Annotated in this window: 15 protein-coding genes and 1 tRNA gene; 14 read left to right on the forward strand and 2 right to left on the reverse strand. The window is 43.3% G+C overall.

The annotated features are described in order from the left end of the window. The first annotated feature begins 4 nt into the window (after window positions 1-4). The gene (locus VLX68_01110; GenBank protein ID HUI90822.1) at window positions 5-343 is read left to right on the forward strand and encodes a hypothetical protein; all 339 of its coding nucleotides are present in this window, start codon (window positions 5-7) and stop codon (window positions 341-343) included. Window positions 344-446: 103 nt separating this feature from the next. Here VLX68_01110 and VLX68_01115 read toward each other — a convergent pair whose 3' ends face one another. Continuing rightward, on the reverse strand, window positions 447-926 hold the full coding sequence (locus VLX68_01115; GenBank protein ID HUI90823.1) for a hypothetical protein: 480 nt from the start codon (window positions 924-926) through the stop codon (window positions 447-449). 159 nt (window positions 927-1,085) lie between these two features. On the opposite strand from VLX68_01115, the gene VLX68_01120 reads away from it, so the two are divergent. From VLX68_01120 to VLX68_01155, 8 genes are all read left to right on the forward strand, one after another. Beyond that, window positions 1,086-1,161: transfer RNA gene (locus VLX68_01120), tRNA-Asn, on the forward strand. Between the two features lie 270 nt (window positions 1,162-1,431). Further along, complete coding sequence (locus VLX68_01125; protein ID HUI90824.1) at window positions 1,432-4,332, forward strand: TaqI-like C-terminal specificity domain-containing protein; 2,901 nt, start codon at window positions 1,432-1,434, stop codon at window positions 4,330-4,332. After that, entirely contained in the window at window positions 4,323-5,234 is a 912-nt protein-coding gene (locus VLX68_01130; GenBank protein HUI90825.1) for an SIR2 family protein, read from the forward strand. The genes VLX68_01125 and VLX68_01130 overlap by 10 nt, the downstream gene beginning before the upstream one ends. Window positions 5,235-5,338: 104 nt before the next feature. After that, the gene (locus tag VLX68_01135) at window positions 5,339-8,440 is read left to right on the forward strand and encodes a hypothetical protein (GenBank protein HUI90826.1); all 3,102 of its coding nucleotides are present in this window, start codon (window positions 5,339-5,341) and stop codon (window positions 8,438-8,440) included. A gap of 2 nt (window positions 8,441-8,442) precedes the next feature. Further along, on the forward strand, window positions 8,443-8,730 hold the full coding sequence (locus VLX68_01140) for a hypothetical protein (GenBank protein HUI90827.1): 288 nt from the start codon (window positions 8,443-8,445) through the stop codon (window positions 8,728-8,730). An 88-nt stretch (window positions 8,731-8,818) separates the two neighbouring features. Further along, window positions 8,819-9,454: a hypothetical protein gene (locus VLX68_01145; GenBank protein ID HUI90828.1), complete on the forward strand. Its 636-nt coding sequence runs from the start codon at window positions 8,819-8,821 to the stop codon at window positions 9,452-9,454. Between the two features lie 27 nt (window positions 9,455-9,481). Beyond that, complete coding sequence (locus VLX68_01150) at window positions 9,482-10,123, forward strand: hypothetical protein (GenBank protein HUI90829.1); 642 nt, start codon at window positions 9,482-9,484, stop codon at window positions 10,121-10,123. A 29-nt stretch (window positions 10,124-10,152) separates the two neighbouring features. Then, the gene (locus VLX68_01155; GenBank protein ID HUI90830.1) at window positions 10,153-10,503 is read left to right on the forward strand and encodes a hypothetical protein; all 351 of its coding nucleotides are present in this window, start codon (window positions 10,153-10,155) and stop codon (window positions 10,501-10,503) included. Between the two features lie 60 nt (window positions 10,504-10,563). On the opposite strand, the gene VLX68_01160 is transcribed toward VLX68_01155, so the two are convergent. Further along, complete coding sequence (locus tag VLX68_01160) at window positions 10,564-11,139, reverse strand: hypothetical protein (GenBank protein ID HUI90831.1); 576 nt, start codon at window positions 11,137-11,139, stop codon at window positions 10,564-10,566. A gap of 675 nt (window positions 11,140-11,814) precedes the next feature. Between VLX68_01160 and VLX68_01165 the strand changes: the two genes are divergently transcribed. From VLX68_01165 to VLX68_01185, 5 genes are all read left to right on the forward strand, one after another. Continuing rightward, window positions 11,815-12,279 (forward strand): hypothetical protein, encoded by a 465-nt coding sequence (locus tag VLX68_01165; protein ID HUI90832.1) that lies wholly within the window; start codon window positions 11,815-11,817, stop codon window positions 12,277-12,279. A gap of 146 nt (window positions 12,280-12,425) precedes the next feature. Then, entirely contained in the window at window positions 12,426-12,809 is a 384-nt protein-coding gene (locus VLX68_01170) for a DNA translocase FtsK (protein HUI90833.1), read from the forward strand. A gap of 24 nt (window positions 12,810-12,833) precedes the next feature. Further along, window positions 12,834-13,310: a hypothetical protein gene (locus VLX68_01175; GenBank protein ID HUI90834.1), complete on the forward strand. Its 477-nt coding sequence runs from the start codon at window positions 12,834-12,836 to the stop codon at window positions 13,308-13,310. 41 nt (window positions 13,311-13,351) lie between these two features. Next, window positions 13,352-14,794: a hypothetical protein gene (locus tag VLX68_01180; GenBank protein ID HUI90835.1), complete on the forward strand. Its 1,443-nt coding sequence runs from the start codon at window positions 13,352-13,354 to the stop codon at window positions 14,792-14,794. Between the two features lie 9 nt (window positions 14,795-14,803). After that, window positions 14,804-16,072 (forward strand): LamG-like jellyroll fold domain-containing protein, encoded by a 1,269-nt coding sequence (locus VLX68_01185; GenBank protein ID HUI90836.1) that lies wholly within the window; start codon window positions 14,804-14,806, stop codon window positions 16,070-16,072. The last annotated feature ends 29 nt before the right edge of the window (window positions 16,073-16,101 follow it).

Below are 16,101 nucleotides of genomic sequence, written 5' to 3' on the forward strand. Positions count from 1 at the left end.
GGATATGAATACGCCGGTTGTCATCCTTGTCGGAAGTCAATTGCTCTATACCGCCGGTGATTTCATGGGCCGGGTGTACATGGCACGCTACGGATTTTGCGCCGCCGCGTTTTTATCGTGGTGGTTTGCCGTGTATTTCATCATCAGGACCATCGCCATGTTCGGCCAGCTATATGTGTTTACCGCCGTCCCACTCGGAAAAACCATGGCCCTGCTCGGCGCGGTTTCCATCATCCTGTCAAACGCGCTGGGCCTGCTGCTGCTCAAGGAGGTGCTTTCTCCGGCCGTTTACATCGGCGTGACGCTCGCCATTGTCGCATTTTTCATATTGGCGCATACGTGAAATGCTGCCGTTGGCTTGACAATGAAAAAGGGCCGCGGTTTTTCTACAAGCCGGGCCCCTGTTCCTGAATGTATTGCCTTTGTCAATGGTGGACTATCGTTTGTCAGGCCTTTTTTGTTTCCGCAACAATGTCGCCCAGCCTGAATAGCGAATAGATGATGGACCCGGGGATGCCCGCAATCAGAAGAATCGGAATCCACAGCCCGTTGAACCTGGATCGTTTTGCCATGTCGAGTCCCACGAGAATGGTGATAAGGATGTTGACGATCAGCAGCGCCAAAATTCCGGCCCGGAATATCTTGCGTCCCATCATCATGAAGCGCGGGTGCATCGGACACATTGGCTGGAACCCGCATGCGGGCCCGTTCTGAAACATTGCGCAAGGCCCCATTCCAGCGCAGTTCCCGTGGCCAGGGCATGCACCCTGCTGCATGCCAAACTCATGCCCGGCCATGCGGGGACACATTCCGGGTGCGGCTTTCTGGATTGAATCGTGCATCGGGGCCGGAGCGGCAGCGGGTGCCTGGGCCGCGGCCAGACTCATCCATGTTCCAACGACAAGAGCAGAAACAATAGTCATCATGCGCATAAGCGCCTCCTTTTTTAGTTGGCTAGTTTTAAAGGGTTTATGGTTAGACATTATTGTCTGAAAATATGTTTCCGGTATTTGCAATGGGGCGAATACTTTTGACAATACCGCAAAGGCAATGTATTTTTATCAGGCCTAAAATCTGATGCTTGCTGGAGTGTAGCTCAGTCGGCAGAGCAGGTGGCTGTTAACCACCGGGTCGGGGGTTCGAATCCCTCCACTCCAGCCAATTTATTATATCTCCCCAACATTCCTGAATACTCCAAAATACTCCCTGAAATGGTTAAATAGGGTCAAGAAGAGATTTTACACCTTCAAGCAAATTCTGCCCGTACTCCTTCGGACTACTGAGAACTACGGAAATGTGCAAACATATGTGAAAATATCTGGAATGCCAAAGCGCTCCGGAGGCGTCATGAACGCGTCCGATTGGTTATTGGACTTGCTGGATGCTATTTTATGATGTGGCTAACGACCCTGAGTAAAACAAGGGGGCCTTGTGAGTTGTCCTCCAGTAATTCAATCCTTATTATCTCGGTTTACCTCCAATCAAGAATCCTATTCCGCTTCCACCTACAACGAAACCCAACTCCGCCAAGAATTCCTTAACCCGTTCTTCGAAGCATTGGGTTGGGATGTACCCAATAAACAAGGATTTGCCGAAGCCTACAAAGAAGTAATCCATGAAGACGCTGTGAAGGTCGGCACCGCAACCAAAGCACCAGATTATTCTTTCCGTGTCGGTGGTACTCGAAAGTTTTTTGTCGAAGCCAAGAGACCATCTGTAAACATCAAGGACAATATTGACCCTGCTTTTCAGCTTCGGCGCTATGCATGGTCAGCTAAGCTACCGCTTTCAATTCTTACTGATTTTGAAGAATTCGCAGTTTACGATTGCCGTGAAAAACCGAACAAAAATGACAAGGCAAGTGTCGGACGTATACTGTACATTCGATTTGAAGAATATGAAAAACGTTGGGATGAGATTGCTTCAATATTTTCGAAAGATGCAATACAAAAAGGCTCTTTTGACAAATACGCAGAATCCGCTAGGGGCAAGAAAGGTACCTCTGAAGTAGATGATGAATTTCTTGAAGAAATCTCGCGGTGGCGTGAACTTCTGGCTCGGAATATTGCAATCAACAATCCGAAACTCAGCCAACGAGAACTAAATTTTGCCGTACAGAGGACAATTGACCGAATAGTATTCTTGCGGATATGCGAAGCTCGGGGTATCGAGCATTATGGTACACTCTTGGAGCTATTAAATGGCGAAAATGTTTACAAGCGCATCCGTCAGAACTTCCAAAAAGCGGACGAGATTTATAATTCAGGGCTTTTTCATTTCAAGGATGAAAAGGGCCGGGCTGAACCTCCAGATACGCTAACGCTTTCCCTCCACATCGATGATAAACCGCTAAAAGACATTATAGAAAACCTGTATTATCCCGAAAGTCCGTATGAGTTTTCAGTTCTCCCAGCCGATATTCTAGGGCAGGTGTATGAACAGTTCCTTGGAAAGGTCATCCGGCTAACTGCCGGACATCAGGCAAAAGTCGAGGACAAGCCAGAAGTGAAAAAGGCCGGTGGTGTGTTCTATACACCTACCTACATCGTCGATTACATCGTTAAGAATACAGTTGGGAAGATAGTTGAAGGAAAAACACCGAAACAGATTGAAAAACTAAAAATTCTCGATCCAGCTTGTGGTTCAGGTTCTTTTCTCATTCAGGCATATCAGTTTCTGGCGGATTATCATCGTGACTGGTACATCAAGGACGGGATCGAAAAGAATTCAAAAGGTAAAGAACCCAAGCTGGTGCAGATTCGTAGCGGCGAATGGCGGCTAAGCACGACAGAAAGAAAGAAAATTTTACTGAACAATATTCATGGTGTCGATATTGATTCTCAGGCTGTGGAAGTCACCAAGTTGTCGCTGCTCCTCAAGGTACTGGAAGGTGAAAACGAACAATCCCTGGCTCAGCAAATGACCATGTGGCATGAACGGGCATTGCCTGATCTGGAAAACAATATCAAGTGCGGAAATTCGCTGATTGGCAGAGATTTTTACGAAGGTGCACAAGAAACCATGGCCTTGGATGATACTGAAGATGAGGAACGGATAAAGATAAATGCGTTTGATTGGGATGGAAAACATGGGTTTCAAGAAATAATGAGCAATGGTGGATTTGATGTGGTAATAGGGAATCCACCGTATGGTGCATCATTTTCAGATGATGAATTGAGCTATTTAATTAATAAATTTCCAATCGCAGATAAGTTCCCAGATAGCTACTGTATTTTTATTCTTGAAGGCCTGAATTTATTAAAAACAAATAGTATAATGTCATATATCGTGCCAAACACTTTTTGTGATCTTGAGTCTTGTGATGAATATAGAAAATCACTGCTTTCTAATGTAACATTTGTCGACCTTTTTCAGTCAGGTTGGGCATTTAAAACCGCAGTAGTTGATACCTTGGTATTCATTCTTGTTAAAACTCCTTCCAAACCAAATAATAAGATTAAAATTACCGTAGGTCAAAGTAGTTATTTGCGCACAGTTAATTCTTTCCTAAAAAATGATATGATAAAAATTGATTATAGAAATATGGAAACTGAAAAAGACTTTTTATTACGTGTCAGTAAGAATACAATTCCACTAGGTACATTAGCAACTGTAAGTGCTGGTGTAAAAATGTATGAAAAGGGTAAAGGAACACCACCGCAAACAGAAAAGACAATGACTGATAGGCCTTTCTCTAGAAAAGATAAATGTCCTAAAGGCTGGCGAGCGCTATATAGAGGTGAGGATGTCGGCAGATATGAGCTCCAACACGAAGGCGAATATGTTAATTATGGCCAATGGTTGGCAGCACCACGTTCCGAGGAATTATTTAATGCTCCAAAAATATTAATGCGTAGAACGGACTATCGTCTTTTTTCTGTTACGGACAATACATCTTCAATCTGTGTTAATTCTTGTCATGTGATAAAACTAAAAGATAATAAATCCAGTCTTCAGTCATATCAATTCTTACTGGGTATTTTAAATTCAAAATTGTTACAGCGTATTTTTGAAATCCAAAATCCTCAAATGGTAGACAAAATATTTTCTGAAATAAAGGTAATTTATGTTGAGCGACTTCCCATCCGTCCAATTGATGTTTCCAAAGCATCTGACCAATATTTATTTAATAAAATAGTCTCTCTTGTCACTTCCATGCTCGATTTTTATAAAAAGTTTCCACATGTGAAGACCGACCATGAAAAGACTCTTCTTCAACGCCAGATGGATGCCGCAGATCAAAAAATAGATGAGCTAGTATATGAGCTGTACGGGCTAACGAAAGAAGAAATAAGGGTTGTGGCGGAAACAAGGGAGACGGAATGGCCATAGAACTCGTCCCTGATCTAACCAAATTTCCACAGTTTTGTGGTGCCTGCAGGGAGGAGAAGTTAATCGTCTTTGTGGGTGCTGGAGTGTCAGCCCTTTGGGGATGTAAGAGATGGAAGGATATGGGTGTGGCCTTAATAGATTCCTGCTATAATCTGGGTTTTATAGATTACTGGGAACGCGAAACGCTTGCAAATAAGTATTCATCATCACCACGAAGACTAATCACAATCGCAAAAAGTATACTTGGCAGATATTACACACAAGAACTGCAAAAGACAATCGAGCCTAACCGGAAGGACAAGTTGCCAAATCTCTTCAAGAATCTATACGAGCTAAATGCAATCTACGTCACGACAAACATCGACAAACATTTTTCCGGCCTGTTCGAAAAGGCGTGCATCCATTTCGACCCCAACAAATATGTGCCGTCGATACTGAAGCCAAAAAACATAATCCACCTTCATGGAGTTATTGACAATGAAGATAGTTTAGTCTTGACCATTGACGAGTACGTTGGGAGGTACAGAGATAACGATCGCCACAAGCAGCTTTTGGAGCGTATATTCTTGGGCGACGATCAATATTGCGTCTTGTTTGTTGGATATGGGGCTGACGAGATGGAAATAATTGACTACATGATCGAGAAGTATGGTAGCAAATTGCAACGCTTCATCAATCGCTTATATATTTTGCTGCCATTCTTCCAAAATGAAGAACAGCTGTTGCGCTATGAAAAGATGTACTTCTCTCAAGTTAATTTAGAAGTGATACCTTACAACATCAATGCTAGTGGATACGATCAGCTGAATGAAGTTATTGAAACATGGCAAAAGGGATTCTCTGATTTCGCCTTGGGAAAAGGTTTCTACCAGTACAATCAACTTATCGAAAGAAACTTGTGAGTACGTTGAATTCGGAAGAACAGCAAGTCCTTTCACTGATACAATCCGATGCGGATCAGGCGAGGTATTTTTTTTCTCGTGCCAGGTCATTAAAGTGGTTTCCTGTGCTAAAGGAAATCGGATATTTTTCCCCAGATAAAGTTCCCTATGACCCAGAGGGGAAGACCCAATTTTGGGATATTTTGCAATATTTGGAACGAGTCTCTGAACAGCTACACAGGAATCCTGAGTATGGTGAAGGAGTAATTGGTGTTCTTGAGGACCTTTATAAGTTTTCTCGGGAAAAGAGATTAATCGATAACGCCCACATCTGGTGGTATTGCGCAAAGATTCTTCAAAATATTCCCTTCACACTTACCAAAAGGTATTTACCTCCGCACAGACTTCATTCCTGGCTTACCGTCTGGCTGGAGCATTCGCACATTGTTTTGTCAGACATTTGTAATGGCCTCCTGCCAAAATTGTTGAATGAGGAAGATGCTTGTGAATACCTTGAGGTAATCATTGACCGAATTCTCAAGATCGAATCTTCTAAAAGGCCAATCAGCAAGAGAGATGTCCTCCTATTCAGGGACTCCTACTGGATTCTCGAAGCTTTTCAAAAGAACAACGAACTTCTCTGTCAGAAGCTCCCCCTGAACACGATCATGTTGGTCGCTAACAAACTGAAAACCGCTTTGGAGTTTGCCCAACAGAAGGATGGTCTTCTTGTACCTTTGGGTGAAGATGTCTTCAGAATCGAAGTATGGAGAATCCCGAAGGTGGGATTGGCGCCGGAGGAAATTGGTTTTCAGGAGGGTTCGGTTGGATGTTGCCTTAAGAAATACACAAAGGATCAAACTGCCAACGTTAACCAAGATAGCCTTTGGACTCTCCATGAGGTTGAGCCGGAAACACTTGTCGTCAATCCGTTCTTTGTCGCCACAACGAATAAAGAATCCTTCATTAACAATCTGAAAGCGAACCTACCCTCGGACATAAACTGGAATTCTGACAAAAATTTCGATAAGAATGTCGATTCGTTGTTCGCGAGCCTTTTTTCTGATTATTCTTACATCCATTTCAAATCCTTGACGAATATTAAGCGCAATTATTCCAATCGAGCTGAAGAAACGCTGATAATTGTTTTGAGAGATCTTGTGCTAAAACGGTGTGAAATCAATCGCGATGACGGCAAGAGCATATTGGAGGACTTCTTGGGGAAGGAATATCCCTTTCCGGTCTTTCGGAGACTTGCCCTTCTTTGTGTTGATAGATTCTGGAATGATTATTCAGGTTATCTTGACAGGTTTCTGAAGCTTGTTTCCCATGCACTTAAAGAACCCCATTATGAAGTGGAACTGTACGACATGTTCACAAACCACTGTCAAGATTTCGATGAGGACGTCATTTTTGAGATCAGGAAGCAAATAGGAGCTGTTCATTCTCGATATCCGGAGGAAGAACAAGTTGTCGCATACGAGCAATTCAAATGGCTTTCTCCTTTGCGAGAGCGTTCAGAATTCAAGACGATGTACGAGGATGCAAAACAGAAGGTCAATCCGAGGAATGGCAAGCCCTACGAGCCTGAACGTTCGGTGACCAGTTGGACAATACTCGGCCACAAGTCGCCTCTGAACGCCAAAGAAATTCTTTCCATGCCGGTAGCCGAATTTGTTAAATTCGCCAAGGAATTCAAGGGCCAGTTTTCATATCATTTCAATCCCGATGATGAACCGGATAAGGTTGGCCTTGCCGATGAGTTTCAAATGGCGGTCAAAACTGATCCTAAAAAATTCACCGCTGAAATTGACGCTCTGAAGGATTCGGAATACCTTTTCGTAACCCGTTTTTACCATGGGCTAAAGGACGCGTGGAACGATAACCAAGAGATTGAATGGGAAAAAGCACTCAATTTCGCGATCTCATATTTCTCCGTTGACCCAGACACTTTTCGCAAACAAGTTCGTGAAGAACAGATGAAAGAAGGCTGGGGGCAAACTAGCAATATTTGGCTCATAACCGAAATTGCTGACTTAATTAAGGACGGTTGCAAAAGCGATTCGCGTCCATTTGATATTAACCTTTTTGAGCTCATCGAACAGCTTTACCAAAAGATACTGCCCATCATTAATGAAAAGCCCGAAGAGGTCAAGCTTGGTGATGCCTTGTTCCATGCTTTAAATTGCACTTTGGGCAAGACCATTTCTTCCTATATCTCGCTTAGCTTAAGAATATCGCGGGAGAAAAAGAAAAGAATGGAGGAAAATTGGGGCATACGGAGATATGAGCGATTTTTTAAGAGTGGGATCGATGCGTATATTTGCTTCGGCGATTACTTGCCGCAAATAAACTACCTCGACCCGGATTATACAAAGAATAAAGTAGCTGAAATTGCCGGCAAGGACGCCGGTGACCGCGATTGGCAAATGTTCATGGAAGGGTATTTATATGGCGTGCAGGTTTATGGGGATTTGTATTGCTTGATGCGGCCTCATTACGCGAAAGCGATTCAGAATAACCTGTTCGGGCAACAGACAGATCAGAGGCTTGTTGAGCACATAGCGTTGGGATACTTGCATTTTGGCGAGCTGCTTCAAGAGAAAAATGCTGATAATACGGGCAGCCTTTTCTGGAAGCTGCTTCTCGATAAGGCTGCACCCAATAAAAAAGAACGGTGGTTAAAGGTTCCAAGTTTCTTCTGGTCCATTACCGCGTTTCCGGAAAATGGCAAAGAAAAATTTAACGATAGAATCATTAGCTTCTGGAGGTGGACATACGATGAAAGAGAGTGTGTGAAGGAAACTCTCGGCGATTGCTACAGCTCATTTCTGAGCAAAATGTCAACACTGACGTCAGTGTTGAGCAAGATAGATAGCGAAAATGAAAAATGGCTGCTGCTAAGTGCTCCATTCATTGACATTGAGCACATTGAGCATAATTCTTCATTCGTGCTGGAAAGGTTCACAAAGTTTGACGACGCGGAAAGCATTACGAGGATCGGTAAAATCCTTCTAAAGATTCTGGAAAACACGACGCCAATTTACGATGAAAAGCATATTAAAGAGATTGTCGGTAGAATGTATAAGAACGGCAATCGTGAAGGTGCCGATGCGATTTGCAATACCTACGGCAGGCGAGGGATACACTTCCTTAAATCATTGTGGGAAGAAAATCATACAGTTCTTCAGGGTAAAAATGTTCTACACCCAGGAAAGGGGAAGTAATAATGGCTACATTCATGACGCGAGTTGAACTTCATGACGCAACATATATGGATTACGAGTCCCTCCACTCCGCAATGCAAAGGGAGGGCTTTACACGGACCATCTTGGCAGCTGATGGAAATACCTATATCCTGCCTACCGCCGAGTATTACCGAACTGCGCAATTAACCAAAAACCAAGTGCTCGAAAGTGCACAACGCGCTGCGGTAATGACAAGAAAAAGATATGCTGTAATTGTGGCAGAGACATCTGGTGTTACTTGGAGCGGCCTCCCAATCGTCAACAGTTAGTCAATGAAACGGAACTGTATTCCGTTGCCTAGAAGCAAATTAGGAGAAAAGCGCATTTACAGGAAAAGAACTGGGGGAGGCATAAGCCATGATGGATACTCTTGTGGTACATGATACTATATTAAAGGTTCTCGACGCTATACAATTAGTAAATGGCGTTTCGAACTTTTATCAGGTTGCCTGGTCTAATCTACTTTGGTTTATTGGCATTTTTGGCGCCGCAATTGCTATCTGCATTCCTATATTATTTGCCTTAATTCAGAGGCAAACCAACAAGCAATTAGAAAGGTCTTTGCGAGAAAAAACCGAGAGGGATATGCAAGTAATTCAAGAGTCGGTTACAAAGAAGCTAGCTGAAGTAGATTCCCAATTGTCCAAACATAACCTGAATATTTTAGAGATGGAATGTAAGATACTTAGAAACACGGCATACACGCTCCGTGATTTGAAGAACCGTTCTGGAGCATACGAAAATATGGTTTTGGCCGGAATGAGGGCTCTCTCAATAGAGAACTATAAAATATTAAACGAGGTAGTCAAAAGTCTTTGCAATGAAATAATCCCGTATATGGACGAGGTAGATGCCGGTCTCGTGAAAGATCGTGGTGATTTTCTTCCACAGTTAATAACTGAAATGCAAAATGATAGCCGAGAAGATGACAGATATGGGCTTTACATTCAAAGGCTGAAAGAAGCCCTGAACTCATCGAAATACCTTCGATGATTAACCTTGAAATTCCTGGGAACGTTGATGGCCTTCAAGCTTGTTCCAGAACTTCTCTGCATTAGGTGCCTTCGATATTTTTCACACTGGGAACATCTGGAAAAAAGCATAAACATTAAATTATCGACCCCCAATCTACGTCACCACCAAAAATATTGTAGATTGCATTTCAAAAATCTCGTTTTTGATTCATCAAACTTAAAAATTTATTGTGTGGGACCAGACACACCCCAGAAAGAACGGGATCAATGTGGGCACATTGCCAAAACCATGTGGTCTTCCGAAGAAGTTCCTGGTGACAAAATCGGGTGGTATGCAAAGAAGAAACTGAATGATGATCTGGGGTATGCCTTTATTCCAGTGTTCAAAGAAAATGTCGCAGGTATAGCGATTGTTCATAAACGGAAAACCTTTTGTTATTCACTCTCCCGCAAGGAATTTATTTCCGGAGATAAAGATTCAACACCTCGTTGGTGTGCTGATAAAATCTGGATTTATGAGCCATACCGACGGATGGGCATTTCATCAAGGATCATACATAGTATTGCTCTATATTTTCATGAGGATGTATCAAACTTAGGATTTTTAACACCTTTTACAGACGCCGGGAAGGCGTTAGCACTTTCATTAATAAAAGATACAATTTTGTTAGCAGCCTCTACTAAATAGGAATAAAGACAAATTAGGAGGTATTTATAATGTTTAGTAAGACAAAGAAAATTCTAAACGTCCTCTTGGAACACCATAAGTTAACTTGTATAAGTAATAAATTCTCTGAAGTTCCTATTACCACTTTCCTAATTACCTATGGTAAACTTCAAAAGAAAACCGGAATTGCAATTAACCTCTATAGTATTGGCCCATACCTTGACGATATAGCCACCTGGTGCTTCGAAAATGGTTACCCACCACTTAATGCCCTGGCCGTCAACAGCGCGTCGCAAGAACCAGGGGAAGGTTATGATCTTGCCGAAGGTTGTAGCACAGAAACATGGGAAATTGATGTTGAACGTGTTATAGAATACAGGGGATATCCCACCGTGGTATAACAGTCCCTTATTAGTATCATTGTGCCATTCATTGCCTCCACCTGATCTGGAAGTTCAGGACTATTCACGTAAAGTTATCCTGTTATCAAACACACCTATTTTCGGAACGCCCTTAATCAGATTGCAAATTGCCTGAACACCCTCCTTGCAAGGATCAACCGACTTGGCGTCATAAAACCTTGTTGCGATTAGCTTCGCTACATCCTCGTGTTTCTTTACCGGATGTTTTTGTGTCAGAAATGCTTCTGCTATCCTAATCTCCTTCCCGTCAAGACTAAGTGATAATTGCTCAAGTAATCTAAGCGCACCCAACAAGACTCCAGCACCGGCATGGCAATACCATTCATGGTTCCCCTTTTCATCTTTAAATCTTCTTTCAGGATTTCCCTTTTCGCTATCCCCCTTCTGAAGGTGGTAGGTGCTAAGTGGAGCTTCAATTACCAACAATGGATTCTTTCCGTCTTCGAGGATATTCTTAACCTCCCTTACCATGTCACCAAACGTTAAGTTTTGTCCTTCACCTCCCGTCACGCAAAATCCACAACTTTTTTTCCTCCTCGAATAGCCCATATCCACGGCAACGATACATTCCCCTGGACGAGGAATTTCCTTTCCTGCAATAAAAATGGCCGCCATACCATACCCCCTTGGAAAATTAAAAGGGACGCGACAATCATTCCGCCCTGTTCTAGGGTACTGGCGTACCCGACACGCAAGACGAAAGAAAGCGCGTCCCACAAGGGACGCAGCCTCCTACTCGTTCTGCGTGTCTAAAAAACCGCCAGTTTTAAGAACAGAACAAAGTAAAAAGATGCAATTTATTCTACTATGTCAAATTGCAAATTATGTCATTAGGTAATGTCCTTTGAAAAGAATTTCTCCTATCCTGTAATATATAATGTTCCGTAGCCCCATAAAACACCGTTGAATCTTTCAGGAATCTCTTTACTTGAGAGAGTATAAAAAGTGGCAAAAATAACCCTAAAATTGTCTGGTCGAAGGTAGCCAGAACCCCTCGACACCCGCCCAACCAGTGACTTGTCGGAAAATCACCTTAATTGCCTATTAAATAATGAGTTACGTAAAAATCGGCAAATTTGCCGGAAGGGGGGATACTTGTCAAACCCTTAAAAAATGATTACTTTATCAGACCCATGAGGGATGTGGGTGAAAAGCCAATCAGATAAGCTAAAAATGGATTGCTTTGCCGACAAACCTTATACAAAATAAGCGACCATACTTGACAGAACGTAGTGCAAAAATTGTTTTCTTTCCGGAGGTGCAATTTTGACCAACGAACCAGTCAAGTCCATGAACAAATTCGACCGTGAGCAAATGAAACGGGCTCAAAATGAGGTTATTCTTCTCAAGAACATCAAGAAGAACCTACCGGCACTCAGGAAGCTCCATAAACAGGTTTGTGATATGTGGTGGTATGAGGACTTCATCTACCGGTTCTATCATGGTTCCCTCAAAATTTTCGAACGCTACGTACAGACACGGGAAATCGTGGACGCGCTAAGGAACCTAGCCCCTGAAGGTGTGGAGTTGAACAGCTTGTTCCTGGAAATCATCAACGAGGGTGCTTCCGGGAAAGAATTCAAGACAGAATACAACCAAGATTGGACAAAGCATACCCGGCCCATGGTTGAGGCCTTCCTGCATGCTAAGTTTTTCCTGGAAATGGCGATTAAATATGGACAGATTTTGAAGAAACCGGAAGCTTTCATGCCCAGCGGGTGGGCGGCATTGCTGTACCTTTATAACTTGAGATAAGAACCATGGAAAATCCCCAGATCAGACATAGGTTCGTCCGGTTTCACCAGCCCCAATACTTGACAAAACGTAATGCAGAAATTGTTTTTTCAAATATCCGGTCTTTCCGTATCAACTCAAAGCCCTTAGTGGCAACAGGAGGCCTCATGTTTGGAAAACTTTTAAAACCAAAATCCGTAGACCAAGAGCCGACCAAGAAACCCGCCAAAGAAACAAACACCATTCAGGAACCCGCACCGGCATCAAGCCCGGTTATACCCCCGGAGAGCCCTGAAACAGGCAAAATCGTCCGGGACAAAATGTTCAACGAGGCCGCACGCTTAGCCGTGGGCCTTGGATACGCGTCAACGCATCTTTTGCAGACTAAAATGAAAATCGGTCATACCCATGCCAAAAGACTCATCAGCCAGCTCGAAAAGGAAGGTATCGTTGCATCCCAGGTTGAGAATAAGGCTCGTGCGGTACTTATGACACCGGAGAAGTTGGAAGTGTTTCTTGGGAAGGCAGGTCAGCAGCAAGCGGAAATATAAACCTGTTTCGAAGGAGTAAAAATCATGAATTACCATCCATCCTCATTTGCCCTGTTCGACCGTCTCCATAAAGATGGCATCAAATATGTCTGCATCGGCGCTTCAGCCATGAAGGCGGGTGGTAAAATTGTTTGGTCTTCATTCTCCATCGTCCTGAATCCGGATGTTACAAATCAGGACAAATTTATCAAATACCTTACTAAACTCGGCGTTTCCAGGAACGATATCAACGACACTGAAGTTCATACCGCAAACATTATTCTTAAGGTCAGCACGCCCCCTGTCGAAATACGGCGGGAATCCAAATACACTCCCAATGATAAATCCGGAAAAGAAAAACGGATATTTCCGGTAGACTTCCGTCAGCTTTGGGAGAATAAAATAAAAATACCGATTAAGCCCAGGGGGTATTATTTGGCGCCCAGCCAACAAGACCTGAGCGACGGTCTCGTGCTGGAAAATTATTTGACAAACGTAACCATTCTCAAGAAAATGATTTAATCTGAACGTCCCCAGCACCTTTACTGCGGGATAAAAATATTATGACAAATACCAAAGAAAATGAAGACAGAATCCGATTCCGTTTTGTTGGAGATGAGTCCTGTTTGTACGTAGACGCCCAGGAAAACTTCAACACATCTCTCCGATTTTTACCCTGGAAAAAGGGTTTGATCTATGAACGATTCAGTAATAAAAACGGATGGGTTCGGGAGAAAGCCGATCCTGGCATACCCCTTATTACCCTTTGTAATGACCACATACTCAAAAAAATATCGGATATTCACCTTAAATCCGGTTCCGGCACATCCATTGATTACCCCTTAGGGCAACACCCAATAGAAATGTTTGTCAACCTGATACCACAGATCGTGAGGGAACTTGCTGCTCCATTCATTTACCGACAGATTCCACTGCTCCAGTTTTTCTGCGTCGTCCCTGAGGCTGTTGAGCTTGCCCGGAGCAACCCCGTTCTCTTATGGCTACTTGTTGACAAAATCGCCCAAGAAGAAATTTACCCGGTGGATTTTCGTAAGGCCGTGCTTACCGATCCAATGAAAATCCTACATACCATCAATAGTGACTGGGACGAGACATCCTTGTCGTTTATTTCCAGGATTTCATTTTCGAGATACTCTGAAAATGCCATGAAGACCATTCGGGCATATCTCAAAAAACCCGATTTTATCAGGAGGTTAAGTCCGTTGCATAAAATCCCCGGCGCTGTTCTGGAACAGGCAATCCACAAACCCAGGATTAAAAATTCTCCGGCATTCCTTCATTTGCTTAGTTCCACAGATGAGTCGGAGTCCCCTCGGAGCCTCCGCAGAATACTATCTGAAGGCGACCGCCTGATTCGGGAAGCCGGAACCGTTGGTAAGCAACTTGATTTGAAGGAAGTCGAGGAGAGGGTTTTGAAATGCGGGACTATGGCCCAGCTTAAAAGGCTACATTGGAGATGGCAAGAAATTAAGAACATTCTAAGGATGTCGGAAGAACTGAACGTAAAAGTCGCAGAAGCGGGCGCACTGGACAAAATGAGCACTCGAGCAATAGGAAAGATTTCTGGCAAATTGATTACTAAGGTAAGGAAAAATAACCGGGGAAATTATCTGAACGGAGTTCTTGAAAAATACGGCAGTATTATGTTTCCTACCCCGCCGATAAAGGGCAATGAATCTATAGTTTCCATCAGGGACGCGGATGAACTCTACAGAGAAAGTATGGAAATGGAACACTGCGTTTCATCCTATGTGGATTCGATAATGCAAAACAAGTGTTATACGTATGCCGTGAAAAAACCTGAACGGGCCACTCTGGAAATATGGCTGGACAAGGATTCTGAAAAATCAGCATTTAATCCCATCCTTGGACAGTTAAAGTTAAAAAAGAACGCTCTTCCATCTATTGAAACATTATCCTTTGTAAAGGCATGGATAGAAAATACCGGCAAAGTCACTAAAAAATCCCCTTTAGTTTTATCATAGGAGGTGAATATGCTGTTACGCTCAGTTTTGATTACGGTCCTATCTACGGTATTTTCGGCCTGGTCGCAATTTAATGCCGATGCCAACACTCTTGCGCTTTACCATTTTGATGAGGGGCAGGGGACTGTGGCAACGGACGCATCGTCAAATCACTGGGACGGAGCACTAACGGGGTGCACGTGGGTAAACGGGAGATTTGGAAAGGCGCTAAGTTTTAATGGCGTATCCGATTTTGTGTCAATAAATCACACTCTCCCAATCAGAAACATTTCCTTTGAATTATGGATTCATTCGACGGATACTATGTCCGGCGGTTTTCCTTTAAACACTTACGGTGGTTATGACCAAGGATTTGAAATTTTCTTTTCAAAAGACTCGGTCAATTTTTTTACATCTTCCCCGACAGGCACAGATCCCCACGGCACTTTCCCGGACAAACAAAGCTGGATTTATCTTGCCGCTACCATAGATAATTCAGACACCATCCGTCTTTACGTAAATGGAAACCTGGTTGATAAGCAATTCGATTGGGCCGTGAATCGCACTTGGTCTTCATTCTATTTTGGAGCAGTCCCCTTTGGGATGTCAATGACAAATTTCTATAAAGGTATAATTGATGAAGCCCGGATTTCCAGCTGTGTGAGGACGCCAGCAGAAATCAAAAATGCTTTTGTCACGCCGCCGCCGACCCTTATTTCCGCAGCGGCGAATGGAAGACAAATATTACTCTCGTTTGATCAGTTTACAGATACCCCGGCAATTACATTCTCAAATATCGACAGTATTTTCCCGATCTCAGGGGGTCATACGTGGCTTTCGGGGTTCGGTACGATCGATAGCGCCATCTGGAATCCACAAGGCACGAAACTTCTGATTACACTGTCCATCGCATTTTCCTCTCCAACAATTTCTATTGGAGATAGTATTTCTTTTTCACGCGGCAAAGGAAAAGTTATCCTGACGGGTACGCTCGACCTTCCTGAAGGTACACAATCCTACCTATCCCGAAAACAATCGGTTCCCTGCCTGGAAATCGCCGGTTCTGTAATCCGTTGTAGTATTCCGGAAATTTACAGAGGCGACAGGATAAAGCTTGGCATTTCCGATCTTTCCGGAAGGGTGGTATTATCGTCAGAAATTGCTACGGCCAACAGTGGATATTTCACATGCCAGTTACCCAAATTACCTAGGGGATGTTTTGTATTGTGCTTGAAGGTAGGACATGAATTTTACAGATCAATCAAGTTAATAGGGGTAAATGATAGCGGCCGGAAATAATATAGCGGGGGTAGGAAGAAATGACATTT

It is taken from the genome of Chitinivibrionales bacterium (assembly GCA_035516255.1).
In the GTDB taxonomy this organism is placed as follows: domain Bacteria; phylum Fibrobacterota; class Chitinivibrionia; order Chitinivibrionales; family FEN-1185; genus FEN-1185.